This is a genomic window from Rhizobium sp. RU33A, from assembly GCF_900156055.1.
In the GTDB taxonomy this organism is placed as follows: domain Bacteria; phylum Pseudomonadota; class Alphaproteobacteria; order Rhizobiales; family Rhizobiaceae; genus Allorhizobium.
This window is the reverse complement of sequence record NZ_FTMQ01000009.1, coordinates 36,521-60,634: the sequence shown is the minus strand read 5'-3', so window position 1 is coordinate 60,634 and position 24,114 is coordinate 36,521. Positions and strand designations below refer to the sequence as shown.

21 protein-coding genes and 1 pseudogene are annotated in these 24,114 nt (G+C 60.6%); 12 read left to right on the top strand and 10 right to left on the bottom strand.

Going from position 1 to position 24,114, the window contains the following annotated elements:
• Positions 1–15 precede the first annotated feature (15 nt).
• The 3 genes from BW978_RS22215 to BW978_RS22205 are packed head-to-tail and all read right to left on the bottom strand — an operon-like array spanning position 16 to position 2,920.
• On the bottom strand, positions 16–906 hold the full coding sequence (locus tag BW978_RS22215) for an SMP-30/gluconolactonase/LRE family protein (protein ID WP_076398250.1): 891 nt from the start codon (positions 904–906) through the stop codon (positions 16–18).
• A gap of 32 nt (positions 907–938) precedes the next feature.
• Positions 939–1,973 carry an L-idonate 5-dehydrogenase gene (locus BW978_RS22210; protein ID WP_076398248.1) on the bottom strand — a complete coding sequence of 345 codons (1,035 nt, stop codon included), beginning with the start codon at positions 1,971–1,973 and terminating at the stop codon, positions 939–941.
• Positions 1,973–2,920 carry a 2-hydroxyacid dehydrogenase gene (locus BW978_RS22205; protein WP_076398246.1) on the bottom strand — a complete coding sequence of 316 codons (948 nt, stop codon included), beginning with the start codon at positions 2,918–2,920 and terminating at the stop codon, positions 1,973–1,975. Before BW978_RS22205 ends, BW978_RS22210 begins: the two co-directional genes overlap by 1 nt.
• Before the next feature lie 97 nt (positions 2,921–3,017).
• Here BW978_RS22205 and BW978_RS22200 point away from each other — a divergent pair, with 97 nt between their 5' ends.
• Genes BW978_RS22200 through BW978_RS22180 form a run of 5 tightly spaced genes read left to right on the top strand, consistent with a single transcriptional unit; the run spans position 3,018 to position 6,552 of the window.
• Complete coding sequence (locus BW978_RS22200) at positions 3,018–3,773, top strand: SDR family oxidoreductase (RefSeq protein WP_076398243.1); 756 nt, start codon at positions 3,018–3,020, stop codon at positions 3,771–3,773.
• The gene (locus BW978_RS22195; protein ID WP_076398240.1) at positions 3,770–4,267 is read left to right on the top strand and encodes a gluconokinase; all 498 of its coding nucleotides are present in this window, start codon (positions 3,770–3,772) and stop codon (positions 4,265–4,267) included. Before BW978_RS22200 ends, BW978_RS22195 begins: the two co-directional genes overlap by 4 nt.
• Positions 4,264–5,151 (top strand): NAD(P)-dependent oxidoreductase, encoded by an 888-nt coding sequence (locus BW978_RS22190; RefSeq protein ID WP_076398237.1) that lies wholly within the window; start codon positions 4,264–4,266, stop codon positions 5,149–5,151. The genes BW978_RS22195 and BW978_RS22190 overlap by 4 nt, the downstream gene beginning before the upstream one ends.
• Positions 5,148–5,483 carry a hypothetical protein gene (locus BW978_RS22185; RefSeq protein ID WP_062284603.1) on the top strand — a complete coding sequence of 112 codons (336 nt, stop codon included), beginning with the start codon at positions 5,148–5,150 and terminating at the stop codon, positions 5,481–5,483. Before BW978_RS22190 ends, BW978_RS22185 begins: the two co-directional genes overlap by 4 nt.
• Before the next feature lie 52 nt (positions 5,484–5,535).
• Positions 5,536–6,552 (top strand): LacI family DNA-binding transcriptional regulator, encoded by a 1,017-nt coding sequence (locus tag BW978_RS22180; protein WP_076398234.1) that lies wholly within the window; start codon positions 5,536–5,538, stop codon positions 6,550–6,552.
• A 55-nt stretch (positions 6,553–6,607) separates the two neighbouring features.
• Here BW978_RS22180 and BW978_RS22175 read toward each other — a convergent pair whose 3' ends face one another.
• The 3 genes from BW978_RS22175 to BW978_RS22165 are packed head-to-tail and all read right to left on the bottom strand — an operon-like array spanning position 6,608 to position 9,378.
• On the bottom strand, positions 6,608–7,582 hold the full coding sequence (locus BW978_RS22175) for a TRAP transporter substrate-binding protein (protein WP_076398232.1): 975 nt from the start codon (positions 7,580–7,582) through the stop codon (positions 6,608–6,610).
• Between the two features lie 27 nt (positions 7,583–7,609).
• The gene (locus BW978_RS22170; protein WP_076398229.1) at positions 7,610–8,890 is read right to left on the bottom strand and encodes a TRAP transporter large permease subunit; all 1,281 of its coding nucleotides are present in this window, start codon (positions 8,888–8,890) and stop codon (positions 7,610–7,612) included.
• Entirely contained in the window at positions 8,887–9,378 is a 492-nt protein-coding gene (locus tag BW978_RS22165; RefSeq protein ID WP_076398227.1) for a TRAP transporter small permease, read from the bottom strand. Before BW978_RS22165 ends, BW978_RS22170 begins: the two co-directional genes overlap by 4 nt.
• 82 nt (positions 9,379–9,460) lie before the next feature.
• Between BW978_RS22165 and BW978_RS22160 the strand changes: the two genes are divergently transcribed.
• From BW978_RS22160 to bcsN, 5 genes are all read left to right on the top strand, one after another.
• Complete coding sequence (locus BW978_RS22160; RefSeq protein WP_076398224.1) at positions 9,461–10,492, top strand: LacI family DNA-binding transcriptional regulator; 1,032 nt, start codon at positions 9,461–9,463, stop codon at positions 10,490–10,492.
• 651 nt (positions 10,493–11,143) lie between these two features.
• Complete coding sequence (gene bcsA, locus BW978_RS22155) at positions 11,144–13,414, top strand: UDP-forming cellulose synthase catalytic subunit (protein WP_348529170.1); 2,271 nt, start codon at positions 11,144–11,146, stop codon at positions 13,412–13,414.
• A complete protein-coding gene (locus BW978_RS22150; protein ID WP_076398222.1) occupies positions 13,407–15,698 on the top strand; it encodes a cellulose biosynthesis cyclic di-GMP-binding regulatory protein BcsB in 2,292 nt (763 codons plus the stop codon). Before bcsA ends, BW978_RS22150 begins: the two co-directional genes overlap by 8 nt.
• Positions 15,695–17,740: a hypothetical protein gene (locus BW978_RS22145; RefSeq protein WP_076398219.1), complete on the top strand. Its 2,046-nt coding sequence runs from the start codon at positions 15,695–15,697 to the stop codon at positions 17,738–17,740. Before BW978_RS22150 ends, BW978_RS22145 begins: the two co-directional genes overlap by 4 nt.
• On the top strand, positions 17,740–18,516 hold the full coding sequence (gene bcsN, locus BW978_RS22140; protein WP_076398217.1) for a cellulose biosynthesis protein BcsN: 777 nt from the start codon (positions 17,740–17,742) through the stop codon (positions 18,514–18,516). The genes BW978_RS22145 and bcsN overlap by 1 nt, the downstream gene beginning before the upstream one ends.
• A 52-nt stretch (positions 18,517–18,568) precedes the next feature.
• On the opposite strand, the gene BW978_RS22135 is transcribed toward bcsN, so the two are convergent.
• Entirely contained in the window at positions 18,569–18,997 is a 429-nt protein-coding gene (locus BW978_RS22135) for a Tn3 family transposase (protein WP_076398215.1), read from the bottom strand.
• A gap of 296 nt (positions 18,998–19,293) precedes the next feature.
• Here BW978_RS22135 and BW978_RS22125 point away from each other — a divergent pair.
• Both BW978_RS22125 and BW978_RS22120 read left to right on the top strand, forming a co-directional pair.
• Positions 19,294–20,463 (top strand): annotated as a pseudogene (locus tag BW978_RS22125) (IS3 family transposase).
• Positions 20,464–20,552: 89 nt separating this feature from the next.
• The gene (locus tag BW978_RS22120; protein WP_139330634.1) at positions 20,553–20,789 is read left to right on the top strand and encodes a hypothetical protein; all 237 of its coding nucleotides are present in this window, start codon (positions 20,553–20,555) and stop codon (positions 20,787–20,789) included.
• Between the two features lie 221 nt (positions 20,790–21,010).
• On the opposite strand, the gene BW978_RS22115 is transcribed toward BW978_RS22120, so the two are convergent.
• From BW978_RS22115 to BW978_RS22105, 3 genes are read right to left on the bottom strand one after another with little or no spacing between them, the layout of a single operon-like run.
• Entirely contained in the window at positions 21,011–21,712 is a 702-nt protein-coding gene (locus BW978_RS22115; protein WP_076398210.1) for an ATP-binding cassette domain-containing protein, read from the bottom strand.
• A gap of 9 nt (positions 21,713–21,721) precedes the next feature.
• Positions 21,722–22,894: an FtsX-like permease family protein gene (locus tag BW978_RS22110; RefSeq protein ID WP_076398208.1), complete on the bottom strand. Its 1,173-nt coding sequence runs from the start codon at positions 22,892–22,894 to the stop codon at positions 21,722–21,724.
• A complete protein-coding gene (locus BW978_RS22105; RefSeq protein ID WP_175616928.1) occupies positions 22,891–23,940 on the bottom strand; it encodes an HlyD family efflux transporter periplasmic adaptor subunit in 1,050 nt (349 codons plus the stop codon). Before BW978_RS22105 ends, BW978_RS22110 begins: the two co-directional genes overlap by 4 nt.
• Positions 23,941–24,114 lie beyond the last annotated feature (174 nt).

Genomic DNA, 24,114 nt, shown 5'->3' with positions numbered 1-24,114 from the left:
ACCGGCAAGCGGGCCTCAGGGTGCCTGGATGCCACGGCGGTTGAGGACGACGGAGTAGAGACTGGTGGTCGCAGTGATGAACAGCCGGTGCTTCGAGTGACCGCCGAAGCAGATGTTAGACACCATCTCCGGAACCAGGATCTTGCCCATCAGATGACCGTCAGGTGCGATGCAGTGAACGCCATCGGCCGCTGATGACCAAAGGTTTCCGTCCGTATCGACCCGCATGCCATCGGCGCAGCCGGGCGTGACGACGTGGAAGACCCGACCATTCTTCGGCCGGCCATCGACCATGTCGAAGACCCGGATATGCTGCGGATCAGCGGAGAACATTTGCCCCGTATCAGCGACATAGAGACGGCTGCCATCCGGGCTGAAGGCGAGACCGTTCGGTCCCTGCATGTCGGTGATCACGGCCTCGATGCCGCCATCCGGCGACACGCGATACACCGAGCAAGGCAGCTCCTGCTCCGCCTTCGCCCCTTCGTAATCCGTCATGATCCCGTAATGCGGGTCGCTGAACCAGATCGCACCGTCGGGTGCGACGATGACATCGTTCGGACTGTTGAGACGCTTGCCTTGATAGCTGTCGGCGATGACGGTGATCGATCCGTCCCATTCGGTCCGCGTCACTCGGCGCGTTCCATGCTCGCAGCTGACGAGCCGCCCCTGACGGTCCCGTGTATGGCCGTTCGCATAGTTTGAGGGCTGACGATAGGTGGTGACACCATCCTCGCTCCAGCGGACAATGCGGTTGTTGGGAATGTCGGAGAACAGGAGGCAGCCGGCATCGCCGAACCACACCGGCCCTTCCACCCAGTCAAACCCGGTCGCCAGCCGCTTCACTGGCGCATTGCCGAGCACATAGGTGGCGAAGACCGGATCGATGACTTCGAAAAACGACATGGCTTTAGCCCCTCCCTCAGCTGCCTTGGCACTCAGGCCGAAAACGCGATCTGCGCTTTCATCGCCTGGCTCCGATCCGATGCGAGCAGAAAACCCCTCTCGGCATCGGCCAGCGATACGGTATGCGTGATCAGCGGCTTCACGTCGATCAACCCCTTGCGCATCAATTCGACGCCGATGGCAAATTCCTGATGGAACCGGAAGGAACCTCTGAGTTCGAGTTCCTTGGCCGTGATCGCCATCATCGGCAGCGTCATGTCGCCCCCCAGTCCAAGCTGCAGGATGATGCCCCGCGGTCTGAGCGCCGGAATGGCGCCGGCCAATGCTGCGGCGACGCCCGTGCACTCATAGAGCACATCGAATGTGCCCTTGTCGCCTGCATAGGCCGACAGCGCATCCGGCTCCTTCGCCGTGTTGATGACGCGGTCAGCCCCGACCTTCGCCGCAAGCGACAGCGTGAAATCAGAGAGATCGGTGGCAACGATCTCGGCTGCCCCGGCCCGGCGCGCCGAAAGGATGGAGAGCACGCCGATCGGTCCGCAGCCGGTGACCAGAACCCGCTTGCCGAACAGGCTGCCCGCGCGCGTGGTGGCATGCAGGGTTACCGCCAGCGGTTCCGCCATCGCGGCCTCGCCGGCAGAAAGACCCGTGGCGTCAACGCATTGATACGCCTCTGCCACCAGACTTTCCCGGAAGGCGCCCTGAATATGCGGGAAGGGCATGGCGCTGCCGTAGAAGCGCATGTTGAGGCACTGGTTCTGCAATCCCTCGCCGCAATAGCGGCACTGGCCGCAGGGCCGCGAGGGCGAAACGGCCACAAGCTGCCCGATCTCGAAGCCGGAGACACCGGGCCCGATGGCCTCGACCCGTGCCGAGACTTCATGTCCAAGGATCATCGGCTCCTTCAGACGCACCGCGCCGAAGCCGCCGTGATTGTAGTAGTGGAGGTCCGAACCGCAGATCCCGCCGGTCGCAAGGCTCAGTCGCAGCTGGCCGGCTTGAGGGTCTTCCACCGGGCGATCTTCGATCCTGAGATCACGGGCGGCATAAATGACGATGGCTTTCATCAGAGCACCGGAGTGAGGAGGGCTTCACCGGCGAAATGCGCGGTGAGATTGTCACGGACGAGCTTGCCCATCGCCTTGCGGGTCTCGATGGTCCCGCTGGCATGATGCGGCTGAAGCAGCACATTCGGCAGCGACAGAAAGCGCGGATTGAGATGGGGTTCGCCTTCGAAGACATCGAGGGCCGCCGAACCGAGTTCGCCGGTCTCAAGCGCGTTGAGAAGGGCTTCTTCATCGATGTTGGAGGCGCGGCTGATATTGATCAGCATGCCCTCGGGCCCCAGCGCCTCGATTACCTTGGCACCAACGATATGTCGGGTCGCCGCGGAAGCCGCCAACGTCACAAAGAGAAAGTCCGAACGCTGGGCGAGCGCCACGGGATCGGCGATGAATTCCCAATCCCTGGCGAAATCCTTTGCCGAGACATCGCTATAGGCGATTTCCATGTCGAAACCGGCAAGACGTTTGGCGACCTCGAAACCGATCCGCCCAAGGCCGAGCACCCCTGCCCTGCGCCCCCAGACTTTACGCTTCAAAGGGTAAAGCCCCTTGGCCGCCCAGGACCCATCCTTCACCCAGGCTTCAGCACCGATCATCCCGCGTGACTGGACCAGCATCATGGCGACCCCGAGATCAGCAACGTCATTCGTCAGCACGTCGGGCGTGTTGGTGACCCGGATGCCGCGCTCCCGGCAGGCGCCAAGATCAACCGCATCGAAACCGACGCCATAGACCGAGATGACTTCGAGATTGGGGCAGGCAGCGATAACAGAAGCATTCGCCCCGAGCTCGCCACGGGTTGCAATACCGCGGATTTTCGGCCCGACATCGGCCAAGAATGCAGCCTTGTCGGTCGCCTCAAAGTAGCGATGCATATTGAAACTTTGCTCCAAGGGTAACTGATCCCAGTCCGGATAAGGGCCTATCTGCAGGATGTCGGGCTTGGTCATGATGTCTCTCCCCAGGGATGCTTGACTTTCGATTGTTATCGATAACATATACAAATCATCTGACGCTTGTCGAGAGCGAAACTGAAGGGAGTAAACCGTGGCACTGAACCTGTTCGACCTGAAGGGCAAGCGCGCTCTGATTACGGGATCCTCGCAAGGGATCGGCTTTGCGCTGGCAGAGGGTCTGAAGGCCGCCGGTGCTGAGATCGTCCTCAACGGTCGCGACGCGACGAAACTCAAGGATGCGGCTGTACGTATCGAGGGCGCCGACCAGCTCGCTTTCGACGCGACCGACCACAACTCCGTGCGCGCGACCGTCGATGCCTACGAAGCCTCCGGCAGGGTAATCGACATCCTCGTCAACAATGCCGGCATGCAGCATCGCGCGCCGCTAGAAGACTTCCCCGCCGACGCTTTTGAGCGCCTGCTGCAGACCAACATTGCCAGCGTCTTCCATGTCGGCCAGGCGGTTGCCCGCCACATGATCGCGCGTGGTCGCGGCAAGATCATCAATATCGCCAGCGTGCAGACTGCCCTCGCCCGCCCCTCGATTGCGCCTTACACCGCGACGAAGGGCGCGGTCGGCAACCTGACCAAGGGCATGGCCACCGACTGGGCCAAGCACGGCCTGAACTGCAACGCGATTGCACCGGGCTATTTCGACACCCCGCTGAATGCAGCGCTGGTTGCCGATCCGACCTTCTCCGCCTGGCTCGAAAAACGCACGCCGGCCGGCCGCTGGGGCAAGGTCGAGGAACTACAGGGGGCCTGCATCTTCCTTGCTTCTGATGCATCCAGCTTCGTCAACGGACATATCCTCTATGTCGACGGCGGGATCACGGCTTCGCTATGATCTTGCGTCTGGTCATCATGGGCGTGGCGGGCTGCGGGAAGTCGACCGTCGGCGCGGCCCTGTCCGAGCAACTCCAGATTCCCTATGAGGATGGCGACGACCTCCACAGCGCCGATGCCGTCGAGAAGATGCGGGCGGGCATACCGCTTGGCGACGATGATCGCTGGCCTTGGCTGGATCGGATTGCCCACGCACTCAGGAGCGAGGTGCCTCTGATCATCGGATGTTCAGCCCTTCGACGCTCTTATCGCGACCGCATCCGTGCCGGTGCTGGTGGAGACGTCACGTTCGTCCACCTGGCGGGAGACCGAGATCTCATCGCATCCCGCATGGCCTCTCGCGCCGGCCACTACATGCCCCTGTCACTGCTCGACAGCCAGTTCGCCACCCTGGAGCGGCCGGGACCGGACGAGGCCATCGAAGTGACAATCGACCAACCGATGGACGCCATCGTCGGACAGGTCCTGTCCCATCTTGGAGGAAACCCACAATGACAGACAAGATCGCCCTGATCGGGGCCGGCGCCATGGGCGGCGCCATCGGCGCACGCCTCGCCGAAACGGGAACGGATCTGATCGTCTACGATCGTGACCCCGAAAAAATCGCCGCCCTTGTCGCCAAGGGCGCAGTGGCGGCCTCGTCCGCCGCAGATGCGGCAAGCCAAACAAAGGCCGTGATCCTCTCGCTGAATTCCGCAGCCATCGTCCGCGCAGCCGTCTTCGGGCCACAGGGCGTTGCCGAAGGGGCTAAGCCCGGCACGCTGATCATCGATATGTCCTCGATCGATCCGGAGACGACCAAGGCGCTCGCGACAGAAGGCGCGACCCGTGGCTTGCGCTGGGTGGACAGCCCTCTGTCCGGCGGCATCCCGAAGGCCGCGATCGGCCAGCTGACTCTCATGCAGGGCGGCACCGAAGCCGATGTACAGGAAACGCAAGCCATCCTGTCGAAGCTCGCTGGCAACCAGACCCATATGGGTGGCCCGGGAGCAGGACAGACAACCAAGATGATCAACCAGGTGCTTTGCGGTCTCGGTTTCCTCGCTGTCGCAGAGGCAACCGCCCTCGCCGAAGCAGCCGGCGTCGATGTCGAGAAGATCCCGCAGGCGCTCAAGGGTGGCCGCGCCGACAGCGCACTGCTGCAGGAGTATATGCCGCGCTTCGCCAGCAGGGATTACCGCCGCACCGGGCGCATCGACAACATGGTCAAGGACCTCAACGCCGCCCAGGATCTGGCACGGCTCACTCACACCTCGATGCCACTGACGGCGATTTGCGCCGAGGTGCATCGCATGCTGACCGCCGCCGGCCTCGGCGGCGAGGACCAGGCCGCACTGATGGAATATTTCAAGGGACCCAACAAGGAGATTGCCCCATGATCACCCGCTACGCACTGTTCGACGGCAAGATCCATGAAGGACAGACGGAGGCTTTCCGCGCCGCTGTGCTCGCCGAAATCCTGCCCAAGTGGCGCCAGTTCCCTGGCGCCCTGTCCGTCCGCGTCACTTTCGCCGAAAGCCGCGATGAGGGCGCACCGGAATATCCGATGATCCTCGCCATCAGCTATCCGGATCTGCCAAGCGTGGACGCTGCCCTTGCGAGCCCCGTTCGCACCGAGGCAAGAGCCGCGACAGAGTCTGTCCTGGCGCGCTTCTTCACAGGCTCGATCCATCATCACGTCACAACGGCGCATGAATACGCGCCCCTGTGAGCTAACCCTGCAGAGACTGGATTTTCGCCAGAGATAACGATAACAAAATGGTATGAGCACGCCCCGCAAAACACCGACCATGGCCGACGTCGCCCGCCTTGCGGGCGTCTCGCCCATGACGGTGAGCCGGGCGTTCAAACGTGATGCCTCGGTGAGCGATGCGACCCGCAGTGCCATCCTAGAAGCTGCCGATACGCTCGGATACGTGTTCGACAGCACCGCCTCGAACCTGCGTTCGCAGCGCACGGATTTCGTCGCCGTGACGATCCCATCGATCAACAACGCCAACTTCGCCGATACCGTGCGTGGCCTGTCGGAGGGGCTGAAGGAGCGCGGCCTGCAGATCCTGCTCGGCTATACGGATTATGACATCCAGGAAGAAGAGCGGCTGGTCGAACAACTGCTTCGCCGTCGCCCGGAAGCGATCGTCGTGACAGGCGGTCGCCACACCCCACGGACGCGGCGTCTGTTGGAAAACGCAGGCATACCTGTCATCGAGACATGGGATCTACCCGAGAATCCCGTCGGCCATGTCGTCGGTTTTTCCAATGCGGCAGCGGTTCGCTCCATGGTAGACCACTTCGTCTCGGTCGGGATCACCCGAATTGCCTTCATCGGCGGCGACGCCGACCGCGACACCCGTGGCACGGACCGCCGGGCCGGCTTCATCGCGGCCATGCAGGCACGCGGCCTCGATGCCACCCGGCTGATCGCAGCCGGAACACCGCCCATTTCCATGAGAGAAGGCGCAGACGCCATGGGCCGGCTGTTGGATACGCTGCCGGACACGCGGGCCGTCATCTGCGTGTCGGACCTGTCAGCCTTTGGCGCCCTGACGGAATGCCAAAGGCGCGGTGTAAATGTGCCCGGACAGATTGCTGTCGCCGGCTTCGGCGACTACGAGATCGCCGGGATTTGCGTACCGTCGCTCACCACCATCAACCCGCTGCCCCGGGAAATTGGCAAACGCGCGGCCGAGCTCATCCTTGATGTTCTCGATGGCACACTGGCAGGCCCTACGACCATTGCTCTGGAACCCATCTTGATGCGTCGCCAATCGAGCCCGTAGCGGCATGAAAAAGGGCGCAGATCGTGCGCCCTTTCTCCTGACCAATGGCAGTATGTTACTTTTGGGTGGCCAGCACCGCATTGACGACTGCATCGCCATTCGCAGCGGTATAGCCATCCCAAACCGGCTTCACAGCGGCCTGGAAGGCAGCAGCATCCACGTCCGAGTTGACCTCCATGCCGGCAGCCTGCAGCTCAGCGATCATCGAAGCCTCTTTCTCCTGTGCCAGCTTCCGCTGCATGGCGACGGCTTCGGCGGCCACGTCGAGGATCACCTTCTGCTCATCGGCGGTCAGGCCGTTGAACTTGGCGTCGTTGATGGCGAGCGCCAACGCCGAATAGGCATGCTGCGTCATGCTCAGATACTTCTGCACTTCGTTGAACTTGAAGGACAGGACGATGCCGATCGGATGATCCTGGGCATCGACCACACCCGTCTCAAGCGCCGTGTAGAGTTCGGCGACCGGCAATTGCGTCGGATTGGCGCCGAGTGCCGCGAACATGTCGTTCAGGGCCTTCGAATTGTTGACGCGCATATTGAGCCCGGAAACATCAGCCGGCACGCGGATTGGACCGCGATTGTTGGTCATGTTGCGGTAGCCATTTTCCGGATAACCGAGCATTTTCAGGCCATGCTGGGTAAACTGCGCCGACACGCTCTGACCGACCTCCCCGTCGAGGACCTTGTAGGCAAGCTCGCGGTTCGGAAACATGAAGGGCAGCTCAAAGGCGCCGGCGTCCGGCACTAGCCCGGTCAGGTTGTTGAGACCGGTCATGACGATGTCGATGATCCCCGAACGGGCGCCATCGATCATCGCCTGATCGTTGCCAAGCTGCCCCTGCGGGAAGATTGTGACCTTCACAGAGCCATTGGTGCGAGCCTCGACCTGCTCTTTGAAGAAGACTGACAGAGTCTGCTGCAGGTCTGTATCGGGGGCCGCATGGGCGAGTTTCAATTCGGTCTCGGCATAGGCCGAAGCGCCGGTGAAAGCGATCGCGGTTGCCAGTCCAAGCATTTTCAAGATTTTCATTTTCAGGCTCCTCCCTGTTGTGAAGTCTTAGCCGCCAAGGAATTTGGCGGGAACGGTAATGAGTTGCGGAAAGATGATGAAAAGGCCGAGCAGCGCGGCATAGGCCAGCAGGAACGGCACGACCCCGCGCACTGCCAAGCTCATCGGCACACGTCCGACGCCACAAATGACGTTGAGGACTGTGCCGACGGGGGGCGTCAGAAGGCCGATCGAGCAGTTGAGAATAAACATGAGCCCGAAATAAACCGGGTCGATGCCTGCCAACTTTACCACCGGCATAAACAGCGGAACCAGGATCAAAACTGTTGGAGACAGGTCCATAACCATGCCGACCGCCAGCACGATCAGCATGATCACCAGCATCAGAAGCCTTGGGCTATCGATCAGCGGCTGAAGCGTCTCGGCGAGCTGTTGCGGCAACTGTGCGACTGTAATCAGCCAGGCGGCGACCATGGCGGCACCGACGAGGAACATGACCATCGCCGTCGAGCGACCGGCCGTAACCAGAACGTCGAACATGATCTTCCAGGTCAGGGCGCGATAGATGAACGTTGAAACGAGGATGGCATAAACGGCGGCCACGACAGCGGCCTCGGTCGGCGTGAAGGCGCCGGATCGGATGCCGCCGATAATGATGACAGGCAGCAGCAGCGCCCAAATTCCTTCCTTCAAGGCAACGAGACGCTCCTTGCCACTCGCCTTTGGCAGCGTTTCGATCTGTTCGTTGCGCATGATGAAGGACCAAACCGCCATCAACGTCAGGCCCATCATCAACCCGGGCGCGATCCCGGCCATGAACAGCTTGGCGATCGAGATGTTGCCGGCGACACCGATGAGGATCAGTGGAAGTGACGGGGGAATGATCGGGGCGATGATCCCGCCCGAGGCCAAGAGGCCGAGACTGCGGCCTTCCGGATAGCCCGCCTTGCGCATCATCGGATAGAGAATGGCGACGAGCGCTGCGGCATCAGCAACGGCTGATCCGGAGAGCCCCGCCAGCACGATTGCGGTCATGATCGCTACATAGCCGAGGCCGCCGCGCTTGTGACCGACAAGTGTCATCGCGAGCCGGACGATACGCTCCGACAGCCCGCCCTTTGACATGACTTCGCCAGCCACGAGGAAGAAGGGAATGGCAAGCAGCGGAAAGTTGTCGACCCCGTTGATCAGCCCCTGTGCCAGGATATCAGGGCTGAATGTGCCGAGATGCAGCATCAGAACCATGGCGGACAACAGCAATGCGAAGGCGACGGGCAGACCGGCCAGAATTGCTACGAAGAGGACGGTGAGGAACAGAATCAGGGTCATTGATGGATGTCCTCGGGCATGCGGGCATCGACGTTCATGGGATGGATAAAGCGGGCGACGGCAATGACACCCATCAGGACGGCCGAGACGACGCCTGCGAGATAGAAGAGACCGGACGGAAGGCCCGTCAGCGGCGAAATGTTCTTCCAGTTCGCGACCGTCTGGTTAAGGGCACCGATGAACAGCATACCGACAGCCATGAGCACCACGAACCAGCAGAGCCGACGCAGGATCGGAACCGCCCTCGGCATGAGGGCTTCGGAAAACTCCGCCACAGCGAGGTGCTCCCCGCGGCGCAAGACGACGGCAGCACCCAGCATCACGATCCACACGAACCAGAGCCGCGCCAGCTCGACAGACTGACGGATGCCGGATGAGAAGCCATAGCGCAGGACGACATTGGCAAAGACGAGGGCAATCATGGCCGCAAGTATCACCGCCATCAACACGTCGATGATTGACCAGATTGCCTCAATCAGGCGTCGCATGAGATCCTCCTCCCTGAAGTCTCGTTGCGTTTAACCCTCCACTGGGTTATCGTTAACCCAAATTGGTATCGATAACATTTTCATGAGTCAAGTCCCGCATTTGCCCCGCACGATCACAATCGCCGATGTCGCCAAGGCGGCTGGCGTCAGCAGCATGACTGTCTCAAAGGTGCTGCGTGGAACGGGCCGCATCGCCGCCGAAACGCGGGCTCGCGTCACCCGGATCGCGGAAGAACTGGGCTATGTTCCAAACCGATTGGCTGGCTCACTGTCTTCGCAGACGAGCTCGCTGATCGGCATTGTCATTCCCTCAATCGGCGATCAGGTCTTTGCGGGAATATTGGCTGGCATCAACGAAATCCTGAACGATAAGGGATACACCGCCTTTATCGGGGAAAGCTTTTTCGACCCAGCCAATGAACTTCGCATCGTCCATATGATGCTCACGATGAAACCGGCTGCCCTCATTCTGACCGGGGGTATTGCACGTGACGAACGCACCAAGCATCTCCTTCGCCAGTCTGGCATACGCACCGTACACTTATGGGATGGCGATAATCCGGACTTGGACGTAACAGTTGGGTTCTCACACCTCAAAGCGGGCAGGTTGGCGGCGCAGAGCTTCCTCAATGCAGGCCTTACCCGCTGCGCCTATATTGGGTCTCAACTGTCTCGCGATCTCTGTGCGGCCTCCAGGCTTCAGGGGTACAGCAGCGCATTGGCAAAGCATGGCGCCAGCCTGCAACTGAAGACGGATCCAAACCTGCCGCGTAGCACGGAGACCGGCTACGCCCTGACAAGAGCGCTTATCTTGCAAGGGGAAACGCCACAGGGAATTCACTACCTGAACGACGCCATGGCGATCGGCGGCCTCCGCTACCTGCTTGAAGCGGCAATTGCCGTCCCGGATAAAGTGTCTGTCAACGGCTTTAACGGTACCGCCCTGATACATGCACTCACGACACGCTTAACCAGCATTGAAGTACCACTCAATGAAATTGGCCGCATGGCTGCAACCGCCGCTCTAGCGTCGCCGGAGCCATGCTTACAGGTACCAGTTGATCTGATCGAAATCGGCCTAACTGAGGGCAATACCGTGTTCGCGGATGATTGACGCGAATGCTCGCTCTTGAAGGGATGCGAACCGAGAACCCCCGATTTTCCGTTTTAGCTCCAGCAATCACATTTAGCGGCAGAAGTATGCGGTTCTAGAAGTTACCGTCATGTCCGTTGGCACGGTTCTTTGCGAGACGTGCGATGAATGCGCTCAACATGAAGCACTGGGTGATCCACGCCGCTTATCGCGCATTACCCTTTGGAAATCCGGGTCGAAGTCTCACCTGCACAATAGACCGGCAGTCCGACCCAGTCCCAGGTCTCGGATGAGTTACGCAGAGCGAGCGTCCAAGCTCAAGGTGCGGCACGGGCGTCGTGACTTCAGGCGTTTGCCCTGGCAGCGGAGCTTTTCAGGTTCAAATTGATCCAAGACTGACGCGACTTCACCGAAAAGGTGCCGATTTTCAGAAATCGTAAACCATGTCGATTAGAACAGGCTTAGGGGTTTGATTATTCTTTTATGCCGAATTTCCGAAATTCAATTTCGGGAAAGACTAGCAACTTCATAATGTTATTCTCAGCGACGAATTTGGAACGACGCCTATCCAGGTTGCTTTCGCCCCTCGATGTCTTAGCAATTTGCTAAGAAATCACCCCTAATTTCCGGCCATTCCTTCTGAGGGGTCGCCGCAGATGAAGCTGCGGATGAATGAAAAATGGGGGTCTGCACATGATGTGCGCTGCGTTGCCTGCAATCATTGCGGGCGCTTTTGGTGTGTTTCTGCTTTGGCTGCCGATCAGCCTTCAGGCGCAATTGGTGCTCAGCCTGGTCATCCTGGCCCTGATGCTTCTGTTCATGATGCGTCCGCAGAACAAGACATTCCGCGTGATGACTTTCGTGTTCTCGGCCGTACTCGCCCTGCGCTATGCGTTCTGGCGCACGACGGAGACGCTTCCCGACATCAACGAGCCCTGGAACTTCATCCCGGGCATCATTCTCTATGCGGCGGAAATGTATTGCCTGGTCATGCTGGCAATCAATTTCTTCATTGTCGCGGATCCGCTGCAGCGCAAGCCGGCGCCGCAGCTGGCCGATGACGACAAGCCGACCGTCGACGTCTTCGTTCCGTCCTACAACGAGTCGGCCGACCTTCTGGCGCTGACACTGGCTGCGGCCAAGTCGATGAACTATCCGGCCGACAAGCTGACCGTCTATCTGCTCGACGATGGCGGCACCGATGCCAAGTGCAGACAGTCCGATCCGCGTGCCGCAATCGCTGCCCGTCGCCGTCGCGAGGAACTGCAGGCGCTTTCGGCAGCGCTTGGGGTCCGCTATCACGCCCGCGCCGAAAACAGCCATGCCAAGGCCGGCAATCTGAACGCGGGTCTCTCGATCTCGACCAGCGAGCTTGTGGTCGTCTTCGATGCGGACCATGCGCCCGTCCGCGAATTCCTCAACGAGACAGTGGGCCACTTCAGAAACGACGAGAAGCTCTTCCTCGTCCAGACACCCCACTACTTCCTCAATCCGGACCCGGTGGAGAAGAACCTCCAGACCTTCGGCAAGATGCCGTCGGAAAACGAGATGTTCTATTCGGTCGTGCAGCGCGGCCTCGACAAGTGGAATGCCTCTTTCTTCTGCGGCTCGGCTGCCGTTCTGCGCCGCAAGGCATTGAAGGAGACCGGCGGCTTTTCGGGCCAGTCGATCACCGAAGACTGCGAGAGCGCGCTCGCGCTCCACTGCCGTGGCTGGCACAGCCTTTACGTCGACAAGCCGCTGATCGCCGGCCTGCAGCCCGAAACGCTCGTCTCCTTCATTGGTCAGCGCGTTCGCTGGGCCCAAGGCATGCTGCAGATCCTGACGCTGAACCGCCCCTTCCTGCAGCGCGGTCTCTCGACTGCGCAGCGCATCTGCTACGCCGGCACGAACCTGTTCTGGCTCTTTCCCCTGACGCGGTTGACCTTCATGTTCTCGCCGCTGCTCTACATCTTCTTTTCGCTGCAGATCTTCGAAGCCAACATCACCGAATTCATCTGCTACTCGGTGACCTATCTCATCTCATCCTTCGCCATGCAGAGCTACCTCTTCGGTCGCGTCCGCTGGCCCTGGGTCTCCGAGCTCTATGAATATGTGCAGTCGGTGATGCTTTTCGGCGCGATCCTGAGCGTCGTGAAGAACCCGCGCAAGCCGACCTTCAACGTCACGTCGAAGGGACAGACACTGGATGAGAGCAAGCTGTCACCGCTGGCGCGCCCATACTTTGTGATATTCTTCCTGCTCTTTGCCGCCACCTGCTATGCGATCTGGCGTTACACGACGGAAGCAATGCCCTCCGAACTGCTCCTGATCGTCGCCGGCTGGAACATCATCAACATGGGCATTGCGGGTGCTGCCCTCGGCTCCGTCTCGGAACGGCGCGAACGTCGGCGCAACCAGCGCCTCAGCGTTCGGCGTCATGCGATCCTGCATTCCGGCGGCACAAGCCACGCCGTCATCATCGCGGATGTCTCGAGCGGTGGTCTCGCACTGCAGTTCATCGACGGACATCCGGTGAACGGGCTGGAGACGGGCGAAGAGGCCACAATCGAGATCCGCCGCCACGGCCGCGGAATGCGCGTACCCCTTGTTTGCCGCAGCATGCTGCGCCGGCAGGACGAGACGAGCTTCGGCTTTGCCTTTGCCGAGCGCACACCCGAAACCTTCATCGCGATTGCCGAGATGATGTATTGCGAACAGCAGCCGCTTCAGGAGCGCTGGAACCGTGTTCAGAAACACAAGGGCTTCTTCACCGGCACCTTCCGATTTGCCCTCTGGACGATCACCGAAACGCTGCGCGGCTTCACCTACGCCTTGCGTCTGGTTCGCGAAACGACGGAAATCTCGCATCCCGACGCGCCGCTGATCATCAACACATCGAGCAGCGTTTCGGAGCCGGGCGCGACCTATCCGGCAGCCGTGAAAGGGCCGGCCTATGCATAACCTTGAAGTCCGGCGCCGGCTCTCAGCAGCAGCGATCCTCGTTTGTCTGTCGGCAAACGCCTCTCATGCGGGTGATTTCGTGCCCGCAGACCTTGGTGCGGCAAGTGTCCAGAGCGCGGGTCAGGCCGTGTCGGACATCCCCCGCCAGATGGTCGCCTTCCGCCAGACGGCAGCCGCCATGCGCCTGGAAGGCGAAGACGCGGCGAGAGAACTCAGCTTCTATCTCTCAGCGGAGCAGGCCGCGACAGCAGGCCTGTTGAGACTGAGCTATACCAATGCGGTCTCGGTCATGCCTGATGACGCCGTGCTCGACATCGAGTTGAACGGCAAGCCTCTCGCGGCCTTACCCATCCGCTCGCCCAATGGTCCGGCGACCCATGACATTCCGGTCGCCGCCAAGGATCTGACGGTCGGCTGGAATCAGGTCCGGCTGCGTGCAAAACAGCACCACCGCATCGACTGCAGCGTTCAAGCGACCTATGAATTGTGGACGCAGGTCGATCCGCTGATCAGCGGCTTCCTGACCAGCGCACGCCCGAAGGACGGCGATCTCGCAGGCCTTCTGTCCGTCGGGCGAAATGGCGATGGCGCCACGGAAATCCGCGTGATTGCCGGAAACGATGCTCCCCAGGCGACATTGAGAGACAGCCTGTCCCTCGTGCAGACCCTTGCACTTGTGCTCGGTCGTGAGGACCTGAGCATCACCGTCGGCGACGTCGGAGGCAGCGGACCGGGCATCGACCTCTATCTCGGTGACCCCGCAGACGCGAACTTACCGCAACCCGCCCGCGACGCCCTTGCCGCCGCACCGCGTGGCCTATTCGTCCGGCAGGGCGAACACGGCCGCCAGATCGTCACCATGCGCGGTTCGAACAACAGTGAGCTTCAGTCGCTCCTGGTTGCCGCCGTCAACGGCCCCCTGCTTCCGTCGATCCGCGCAAACAAGTTCGCCATGACGAAGACGCGGATCGATGGCGAGAGCCCGGGCACACACCCGCTGTCGAGCATCGGTTATCAGACGACACCTTTCGCCGGCCGTCTCTTCCAGACGAGCTTCGATGTCGTCATGCCCGCCGATTTTTATCCGGGCGACTATGCCACGGTTGATCTCAACCTGAATGCGGCCACTGCGTCCGGCCTGGCACCCGGAACGCAGTTGCTGGTCCGCGTCAATGAACGCGCCGTGGCAAGCCTCGTGCTCTACGATCCCGAGGGCACGACGCTTGAGGACAAGCCGCTGGAACTTCCGCTCCGCGCCTTCCATCCCGGCGTGAACCATGTTCGTGTTCTGGCCGAAGTGCCGCTCGCTTCCGATCTCGTCTGTGATCCGGCCGCCCGTGACGAGGCGCGATCTCGCTTCCTGCTGCTCGAAGAAACCACGGTGACGATACCGCCCCTGGCCCGCGCCGGCCGTCTTCCGGACCTTGCAGCCTTTGCTGGCTCCTCCTTCCCCTTAAAGGGTTCTGCAGCATTCGATCTCTATGTCGATACGGCGACACCCGCCCGATTTGGCTCGGCCCTGACGCTTCTGACGCGGCTCGCCATGTCGGCAGGCCACCCTCTGCCGGCCGAGCTCAAGATCGGTCGTCCGGATCCCCGCAAGTCGACAAATGCACTGATCGTTGGTGCCAGTGGTCAACCGCTGGAGCTTGCCGCCCTTGCCGGGCACAAGGGCGATCGCCTGCAGCCGTCTTCAACCGATGACCTCGTCACGGCGTCCGTGACAGTGGGCGACCAATTGTCGGACTCTCAGGCCCTTCTCGACGCTTTCCAGGTCGAAACGCGGCTCGAGCATGATCAGCTGTCATTGAAGAGCCGCGCCTCCGATTGGGTTGCGCGCGCCTCGACGACCGTCAACCGCTGGCTGGCTTACAAGGACATCGGGCGCGAAGACATCAAGGTCGATCCGCGCGACCAGTTGATCAGCGTGAGACAGGTGGCATCCGCCGAAAGCGCCGCCGTCTGGACCTATGTCAACGCGGCTGATGAAACCATGCTTCAGCGGGGCGTCGCAGCCCTGACCAAGCCGGCAACCTGGACGGCCCTCGAAGGAGGGGAAGCGGTGATCCGCCGCTCGGACCTCGAACTCGTGAACCGCTATCCCGAAAGCTACAGCTTCTTTCCGATCACTGATACGAGCCCCGCCAATCTGAGACGTCTCGCGGCTGCCTGGCTCTCCGACAACTTCATCATCTATGTCGGCCTTGTCCTCGCACTGATGGGCGGCTTCGGCTGGTGGGTTGGTTACGTCGTGCCGCGCCGGGGCGTGAGGACAGTCGAATGAGGAAGACAATCAACATGAAGCTTTTGGCCGGCACCATCCTTGCCACGCTGCTTCTATCACTGCCTGCCAGCGCGACGTCGCTTTTGGTACCCGAGGCGAGCACCGCCATGGCACAGCCTTCGAACGGCCAAGAAACCGGCGAAGCGAATGCGCAGACGACGTCAGCCCCCGACACGGTCGATCTTGCCGCACTCTATTACTATGCGCGCAATGGCGAGGCAGAGCGCGTCGAAGCCGAGACCCGCCGCCTGGAACTGAAATATCCCGGCTTCATGCCCCCGGCCGACCTCTATGCCCCCGATGCCGGCGACCATGTCGATGAGACAACGCTCTGGCAACTTTACGAGCGCGATGACTATGCCGGTATCGAGCAGGAAATCAGCCGGATCGCCGCAAGCCATGTGGGCTGGGAACCGTCAGAGGATTTCCGCAGCAAGCTCGAGCGGCGCAAGCTGAGATTTGCCATGACGCGAGCCAGCGAGGCGAAGGACTTTGTGACCGTCATTCGTCTAGGTGCAAAGCTCGACCCTGCGCAGGAAACCGAGATCGACCTGCTCTGGATGATGCTTGACGCGCACCGGGCGAACGAGATGCAGGAGGGGCTGACGGCAGTCTATCGCGGAATCCTTTTCCGGACGCCGGAGAAGGCGTTTTCAGATGAGATTGTTCTCACCACCCTGCAAAAGGCGATGGAGGACATTCCGGCAGCCGATCTGCGGGAGGCGATGCGTGTCCTCTCTGCCGATCCCGAACTCGCCCTCGCAATGCGGTCGCTCAGCCTCGATCTCATGCGCCGCGAACTGGGAGACTTCGCATCGGGCATTGCGGGCGCTCCTCAACCTGGCCCAGAAATCATCGCCGCTGTCAGGACGGTTGCCGAAAGCGGTCAATTGCCCGAAGACCTCGCCCTCATGGGCTGGTACATGCTGAAGATCGAGCAGCCGGACCAGGCCGCAAACTTCTTCCAGCGCATGCTGCAGAACAAGGCGACGCCGGAAGCCGTCCGCGGCATGGCGCTCAGTTTTTCCCACCAATCGAAGGACGAGGACGCCTATGCGTTTGTCACGGAGCACCTCGACATGCTTGCCGGGCAGGACGCCTTCCTCCTCGATCAGCTATCCTTCCCTTTCAAGGGCGAGGGCAAGACCGACATCGATGAACGTGTCGTGACCCGGTATTCGGAAGCGATCCAGAAGACGGAATCGTCCGATCACGCCCGCCTCATCGGCTGGTATGCCTATAACTCTCGCCAGTTCGAGCCGGCGCGTGCCTGGTTTGCCAAGGCCTTCGAATGGAAGGCCGAGGCAGACAGTCTGAAGGGCCTGGCCCTCACCCTGACGCGCTTGGGCGAGAAGAAAGCCCTTGCCAACCTGCGGGAACAGCATGGCGACGCCTATGAAACGGTTTTCGCCGAGCTGAAATCAGCAGCGGAACCGCGCGAGCGGGCCGGGAAATCGGTCTCGGCACCCGCAGGCGTTCAGGCCGGCTATCTTTCCCGGCTGCAGAAAAAGGACTATGGCGGCTGTGTTGCCGAGTTGCGGCGGCTTGAAGCGAGGACAGCCTTGCGGCCGGATGCACAGGTGGCCAAGGGCTGGTGTCTTCTGGGTCTCAACCATCTGGCCGAAGCGCGTCAGGCCTTCACGGCCGGCCTCGCGGGCGGTGGCGGCAAGGCGGATGATGCCGCCTATGGCCTTGGCCTCACGCTGCTCCGCGCCAACCTGATCGACGACGCCGAGGCTCTCTTGATGCAGCACAGCCTGACGCCGCTCCGCGACCGGGAACTGCGCGCTGAGCTTCTCTGGCAGCGGGCGCGCGCCGCCTTCGACCGCAAGCAATACCGCGTGACGCTCGAAGCGCTGAACATCCGCCTGCAGATCATGCCGGAGCCGGTGGGGATCAGCCAGATGCGCGCCTGGAGCCACTACCACCTCGGCAATCTGGCACAGTCGCGCGCGATCTTCGCCCAGCTCAATCAGGTCATGGCAGACCCGACAAACAGCAGGGGCATCGCGGCCATCAACGAACGCATGGGGATCAACTAGTGAAGCCAAACATCCTTGCGATCCTGGCACTGCTTGGCCTGCACGGTTGCAATACCGTCGAGGATCCCTTCCTTGATGGCATGACCGGCAATATGCCCGTCGCGACAGGCAACCGCGAACTGCCCGTTCATCTCGCCTCTGCTTCACTGACCGGGCTAGGCGAGATGCCGATCGGCCTTCGCCAGACATTTACGGATGGAGTGACCAGGCAAACTCTGGTCTGGGCGAACACAACATTACTGCAGGGCGAAAACGCGCTGACGATATCAACCTCAGCCGCCTCAAGATCGACGCTCAGGAAAGGGCCTGATCGTGCAGAGATCACCCGAACCTTGCGAAGGGAATTCCCGGGTGTCTCTATGAGTATCGATCCGGTCATCCGCCGCAACGCTTACGGAGCCTATGGCGCAGCGACCGGCAAACTGGGCGACAAAGGCGGCTGCGTTTACGCGTGGCAGATCATCGGCCACGACGTCGAGCTTGGCCGCAACGAGCCGAGAGAGATCCGACTGCGATACTGCCATCAGGCGCTTGGACCGGAAGTGCTCGCAGAGCTCCTCACCGGGCTGTCGGTGAGAGGCCCGGGATTCGTGGCGTCCACTGCAACCGTGGCCTATGGTTATCCCGCTTTCGCCGCAGCATCGAAGAAGGTCATCGATCATGCCACCATCGACCAAGACGCGGATAAGTCACTGAAAACTGGAGCAGTATCCGTAGCCGCGACGATCGATCCGGACATTGAGGCCACCATACCGGTGAGAATACCAAAGCCTTAACGCGGGCCAGTCACGGGGGAATAAGCCCTACGGCGTTTTCGCCTTGTTGCCGTCACGGCACGAAAGTGGCAGATCTGTCCGAATTTTGAGAACATAGGGTGCTGATGCTGTGAGGATGGAGGTTTCCTGCCGCAATGGTCTGAGTGAGATCGGCGCCGTCCGTCGGCGCAAAGATGTAATCGCCAGTGAGACTGATATGCTGCCATCCAAGCGGAGTGATGTGTCTGATCACGTCGGGCGGCGTTACGACACTTTCCCGGTTTAGCTCGGCGAACGCTGGTTCAAGATAGAGCGTGTTCCAATAGACTATGGAGTTGGTTTGCAGGTTTTGTCCTGAAGCTCGGTAGAACTGGCCCTGAAAAGTCCGGTCACGCAGTTCTCCGAGGCGATTGAAGAACAGTGCGCGAGCAAGAGTGTTCTCGGCTTCGCTGTTATTGAGGCAGGTGGTTGCGTTCCTCCGTCTCTCCGGGTTTGCCAGCATTGCGGCAGGGGGTCTGGTAGTTTGGGTTCGGCAAGCGGCCCTTCTTGGAAATGTCGAGAAGCTCCTGACCAATGCAATCTGATACGGAAAATCCCCGATCAGCTTAAGCGCATGCGCTGATGGTCGGAACCTGCTGATCGGTGCACGGGATTGCGGGCCTGGCATCTCACCTGGAGACGCACGGGACCTGAGGCGCCCATTCGCACGAGGCGATGTTGCACGCGATGGAGAAGGTGATCTGTCACTGAGAATTCCCTCCGCTATTGATTCGAGTCCGCCCCATTGAGGACGGACGAATGAAGAAGCAGAGATTTACGGAAGAGCCGATTACGGGTTGCTGCGTGAGCAGGAGGCTGGCGCGAAGGCTGCCGAACTGTGCCGCAAGCAAGGGATTTCTGAGGCTACATTTTACAACTGGAAGGCCAAATACGGCGGCATGGATGTCGCCGAGGCAAAGCGGCTGAAAGCGCTTGAAGAGGAGAACGCGAAGTTGAAGACGCTGCTCGCCGAGGAGATGCTGCATGTGGCAATCCTCCGTGAGCTTCTCAAAAAAATGGTAGGGCCTGCCGACAAGCGTGACGCCGTCGCGCATCTGAAGGTCGTGATGGGCCTCTCGGAGCGTCGGGCCTACCAGATCATTTCCGCCGACCGCAAGATGATCCGCTATCGGCGGTCCTGCCGACCGCCGGAGGTCGAGTTGCAAATGAAGCTGCGCGGACTCGCCAACCAGCGACGGCGTTTCGGATATCGGCGGCTGTTCATCGTGGTCAGACGGCAGGGAGAACGATCCGGCGTCAACCGCATCCACCGGCTCTATCGCGAGGAAGGGCTATCCGTTCGCAAGCGCAAAGCGCGACGAAGTGCCGTCGGCACCCGTGCGCCGATCCTCGTCGAGGCGAAGGCCAATGTTCGCTGGTCGCTGGATTTCGTTCATGATTAGTTCGCCTACGGCAGACGCCTTCGGGTGCTCAATGTCGTTGATCATGTCACCCGCGAACGCCTGACAGCGATCCCTCACACCTCGGTCTTCGGCTGTCGGGCTGCTCGCGAAATGACGACACTGGTCGAACGGCGCGGCAAACCCAGCATGATCGTCTCCGACAATGGCACCGAGTTCACGTCGAATGCGATCCTGGCTTGGTCCAAAGACCACAAGGCCGAATGGCACTACGTCGCACCGGGCAAACCTATGCGGAACGGCTATGTCGAAAGTTTCAACGGCCGCATGCGTGATGAGGCGCTCAACGAAAGCCTGTTCTTCGGTCTTGATCATGCCCGCAGCGCCATTGCCGAATGGGCGGAGGACTACAACAGATTTCGTCCGCGCTCGTTGCTCGGACCAGACCCCGGCTGCCTATGCCGGAACCTACGCTACGCAATGTGAAAGCTACGCGTTTCCACCGGTTGCTCCCACCGGGCCCATTGGCGTATCAGAAACCACCGAGGCTCTAATCGCTGCTGGATGAAAATTCAATAGCAGGTCACGATCCGCACGCTCATCTTCCTCGCGCGCATCAACGCCGACGAAGCGGTCAAACAGCGACTAGTGCCGATCGTGCGTGACCTCATCCGGATCGCCGTCATCGGTACGACCCCGGGCCACCGACCGGCAAGCCTGCAGGTGCATGGCGATATCGCCCACATCATGACTTCCATGGACGTGATCGATGTCCTGCAGCAACAGTTTATCACTGCAGCGCAGAATGATTTGATGACGCGCCTGACATCCGGTGAGATCGACACGGAGGCCAAAAAGAACAAGCTCATTGAGGCTTATATCAATGAGCTTTGATTGTGACGATTTCGGATTGTGTAGTCATTTGGGGATGATTTGGTTGCGGGGGCCTGATTGCACCGAGGCTTGCATAAAACCCGCATCGAGAGCGCTGAAACGAACCTTTTGTGGGGCAAGCAAGATAATGCAACTTTCGCTTACATCGCATGCTTGTTCAGTCCGCCAGGCAAATCCGTCAGTCGCAGATGGGACGCCTCAAGTCTCTTGCTTCATGGATTCTAGTTTCGCGCTCGGTCCTCTATTTTGACGATACGGCCATCCTCCAGCGTAAGGATACGGTCAGCGCGGTCGAGGATACGATTGTCGTGGGTAACGAGCAATGTCGTAGTACCCCGAGCCTCACCCATGCGTTTCAGAAGATCTACAACGTCAGCCGCACTGTCTTTGTCCAAGGCGGCTGTCGGCTCGTCTGCCAACACCAGCGCCGGACTAGAGACCAGAGCACGGGCCACTGCCACGCGCTGCTTTTGCCCGCCTGACAAGTTCGCGGGCAGATAGGTAGTACGGTCGGTCAAGCCAACGAGGCCAAGCGCATGTGCGGCCGCGCTTTGCGCTGCGCTATCAGCCACTTCGCCATGCACCTGCACGCCCATCATCACGTTCTGCAGCGCCGTCAGACTTTCATGCAGATTGTGTGCCTGAAATATGAAGCCGAGGCGGCGGCGCAAACTGACAAGTTGTGCCTGCGATGCGCCATTCAACTCGCTCGACAGAAGCCGCACCGATCCATCCTGCACGGCTCGGAGACAGCCGACAAGCGTCAGGACAGTTGTCTTGCCAGATCCGGAAGGACCCATAAGCACGGTGAGGCTGCCGCGCTTCAGTGTCAGGTTCACATCAAACAGTGCCTGTTTGCGAACGTCGCCACTGCCGAACCAATGGTTCAATCCACGCACCTCGACGATTGCCTCATTGTCCATCGCAGCCTCCTAAAAAAGTTCGGCAGGGTCGGCAGCGCCGAGCCGACGGGTCGCAATCGCGCCGGAAAGGGCGGAAAAGACAATGGTGCCGAGAAAAACGGTAATTGCCATCGAAGGTGTCATCCCCAGAGGCAGGGTCGTGATCTTGCCCATGAGCGTCAGGATGGTCGTGCCGACAATAAGGCCGGGAATAAAGCCCATAATCCCGAGCACGAGCGCTTCTTCGAAGACGATGCCGAGGAAGAAACGAGGGCCATAGCCCATGGCCTTGAAGGTTGCGTATTCGCGCAGGTGGTCGGCCACGTCGGTGGACAGCACCTGATAGACGATGACGATGCCGACGAGAACGCCGATCAGCACGCCGAACCCGAAGATGATGCCCGTCGGACGCTTGGTCTGCTGATAGCGCAGATCCTCCTGCGCTGCATCCTGGTAGCTGCGTATGCGAAGGGACGGGTCGGAAATCAGGGTTTTCAGGCGCGCGATTACGTCGCCTGTCTCGGCACCGGGGCGCAGGTTCAGGAGAATATGATCGGGTGCAGAGGAACTACGCGTCGGGAATAGCGACAAGAATGTCTGGTCCGAAACCAGCATATAACCATCGCCACCGAAGCCCCCTCCGCCGGAGAACGTGGCATAGGCGGTGATTGTGCGGCCTTGCGTTTCAAAGGACAGAGGCGTTTGCGGACGGATTGAAGCAGCTTCGTTCTTGGCGAGGCCTCGGGCCAGCCGATCGAGTATTGCCGCGTCTCGCACCTGCAGGAGATTGAGATCGCTTGCAATATCCTGAGACAGAAACTCGGTCTTGATCGGATCTACACCGAAGGTCGTCAGACTGATGTCCTTTTCGCCACGGTCCCAGGGAACATTGGCGATGAAAAGACCCATTCCAGCGGCTACATCCGGATCGCCCAGCGCTTGCAGCAACCATTGCCGAGCCACATTGCCACCGTCGGTCAAGGTACTCGCATCGCCAGCCGAGATCATGATATCCGCCTGGAAGAAATCATAAGGGCGCAATGTTGCTGCCCCCATCGAATTCATGATCCCGAGCTGGACAAAGACCAGCACATTGGCAAAGGCCACACCGGCAAGTGCCGCGGCGAAGCGGGTCCGGTTGTGGGTCAATTGCAGCCAGCCGATGGGCAGTCGCCCGAACAGGCGTTGCAGCAGGTAGCTCATGGATTGACCCGTACCGTGGTGTCGATGCGGGCGATGACCTCGAGATTGGTGAAGCGTGCAGCGACATCCGAGGAGGTTTTGTCCAGGACCACCAAGACCTGAATGACGCGCGCGTCCTTGTTTTCCGCAGCATCGTCCGAAATCAGGCCCTGCCGTCCCACGGTCAGGCCTATCCTGTCCACCCGGCCTTGCAACGTGACGCCAAGAGCCGGAGTTACCAGTTCCACCGGCTGGCCGACCATGACTGCACTGATGCGGTCCTGCCAGATCTCAACCTCGGCCATCATCTGATCCGTGTCCCCCATATCCATGATCCCGTCGGTGGGTGGTCGCTGTCCGGGCGTGACATGGATGTCGAGGATCGTGCCGGTGATGGGCGCCACGACCTCGGCACGTGCAAGGTCGAGCCGAGCCCGGGCCAGCTCGGATCGGGCGGCGTCGACATTGCGACGGGCGACGATCACATCGGGCTGTTCGTCCAGCGTGACTGCGGCATAGCGCGTGAGCGTGGCCTCAGCGCGGACAACAGAAAGTTTCGCGCCTTCTGCTGCAGCACGGGCCGCATCGAGTGCAGCCTGCGTGCTGACGGCGCTCGAGGCGAGCGCTTCCGTTCGCGCCAGCGTCGATGCAGCTTCTGCGGCCGTGGACACGGCTTGATCGAGTGCGGCCTTTGCTTCGTTACGGCTTGCCTCTACCGCCGCCCGCGTCTGGATGAGGTTTGCTTCGCGCACGGCGAGATTTGCCTCTGCGGTCAGCACGGCACCCGCAAGAGCCGCATGATTATCGAGCCTCGCCAGCAAGGAGCCTTTTTCCAACCGGTCGCCGACGGAAACGAGGATGTCAGCTATGCGCGCATCCCCAGCCCCATAGGGCGCCGCCACAACTGAAACGTCGCCACGCGGCATCATCCGCGCCAAACCGACCACGTCAGATGGCAGCAAGGTTTCGACCATCTTCGGTGGAAGCTCGATGTCAGGCGGCAAGGCAATGGGTGCGTCAGAGCCGCCGCCGGGTTGAAGCCCCGTCAGCGCGTAAAACTTCTGCAAGCCCGTCGGCTGAAAATACATTCCCAGCACAGCACCTGAGAACATGAAAACCGGGACCAGCATCACTAGCAGGTACCGCTTGCGAAACCAGCGGCGCCGAGACAATTTTGGCTCGGACAGGTTCAGATTGATCGGGAGGCTTTTTTCATCCGTGGCTGGCATTGCAGGTCACTC

Excerpts from the sequence above, each read along its gene's own strand:
- BW978_RS22165 (WP_076398227.1), bottom strand. The coding sequence starts at position 9,378 with ATGCGACGCCTGATTGAGGCAATCTGGTCAATCATCGACGTGTTGATG.
- BW978_RS22145 (WP_076398219.1), top strand. The coding sequence starts at position 15,695 with ATGAGGAAGACAATCAACATGAAGCTTTTGGCCGGCACCATCCTTGCC.
- BW978_RS22215 (WP_076398250.1), bottom strand. The coding sequence starts at position 906 with ATGTCGTTTTTCGAAGTCATCGATCCGGTCTTCGCCACCTATGTGCTC.
- BW978_RS22115 (WP_076398210.1), bottom strand. The coding sequence starts at position 21,712 with ATGGACAATGAGGCAATCGTCGAGGTGCGTGGATTGAACCATTGGTTC.
- bcsA (WP_348529170.1), top strand. The coding sequence starts at position 11,144 with ATGAAAAATGGGGGTCTGCACATGATGTGCGCTGCGTTGCCTGCAATC.
- BW978_RS22135 (WP_076398215.1), bottom strand. The coding sequence starts at position 18,997 with ATGCTGGCAAACCCGGAGAGACGGAGGAACGCAACCACCTGCCTCAAT.
- BW978_RS22160 (WP_076398224.1), top strand. The coding sequence starts at position 9,461 with ATGAGTCAAGTCCCGCATTTGCCCCGCACGATCACAATCGCCGATGTC.
- BW978_RS22175 (WP_076398232.1), bottom strand. The coding sequence starts at position 7,582 with ATGAAAATCTTGAAAATGCTTGGACTGGCAACCGCGATCGCTTTCACC.
- BW978_RS22195 (WP_076398240.1), top strand. The coding sequence starts at position 3,770 with ATGATCTTGCGTCTGGTCATCATGGGCGTGGCGGGCTGCGGGAAGTCG.
- BW978_RS22170 (WP_076398229.1), bottom strand. The coding sequence starts at position 8,890 with ATGACCCTGATTCTGTTCCTCACCGTCCTCTTCGTAGCAATTCTGGCC.
- BW978_RS22190 (WP_076398237.1), top strand. The coding sequence starts at position 4,264 with ATGACAGACAAGATCGCCCTGATCGGGGCCGGCGCCATGGGCGGCGCC.
- BW978_RS22185 (WP_062284603.1), top strand. The coding sequence starts at position 5,148 with ATGATCACCCGCTACGCACTGTTCGACGGCAAGATCCATGAAGGACAG.
- BW978_RS22180 (WP_076398234.1), top strand. The coding sequence starts at position 5,536 with ATGAGCACGCCCCGCAAAACACCGACCATGGCCGACGTCGCCCGCCTT.
- BW978_RS22150 (WP_076398222.1), top strand. The coding sequence starts at position 13,407 with ATGCATAACCTTGAAGTCCGGCGCCGGCTCTCAGCAGCAGCGATCCTC.
- BW978_RS22205 (WP_076398246.1), bottom strand. The coding sequence starts at position 2,920 with ATGACCAAGCCCGACATCCTGCAGATAGGCCCTTATCCGGACTGGGAT.
- BW978_RS22210 (WP_076398248.1), bottom strand. The coding sequence starts at position 1,973 with ATGAAAGCCATCGTCATTTATGCCGCCCGTGATCTCAGGATCGAAGAT.
- BW978_RS22110 (WP_076398208.1), bottom strand. The coding sequence starts at position 22,894 with ATGAGCTACCTGCTGCAACGCCTGTTCGGGCGACTGCCCATCGGCTGG.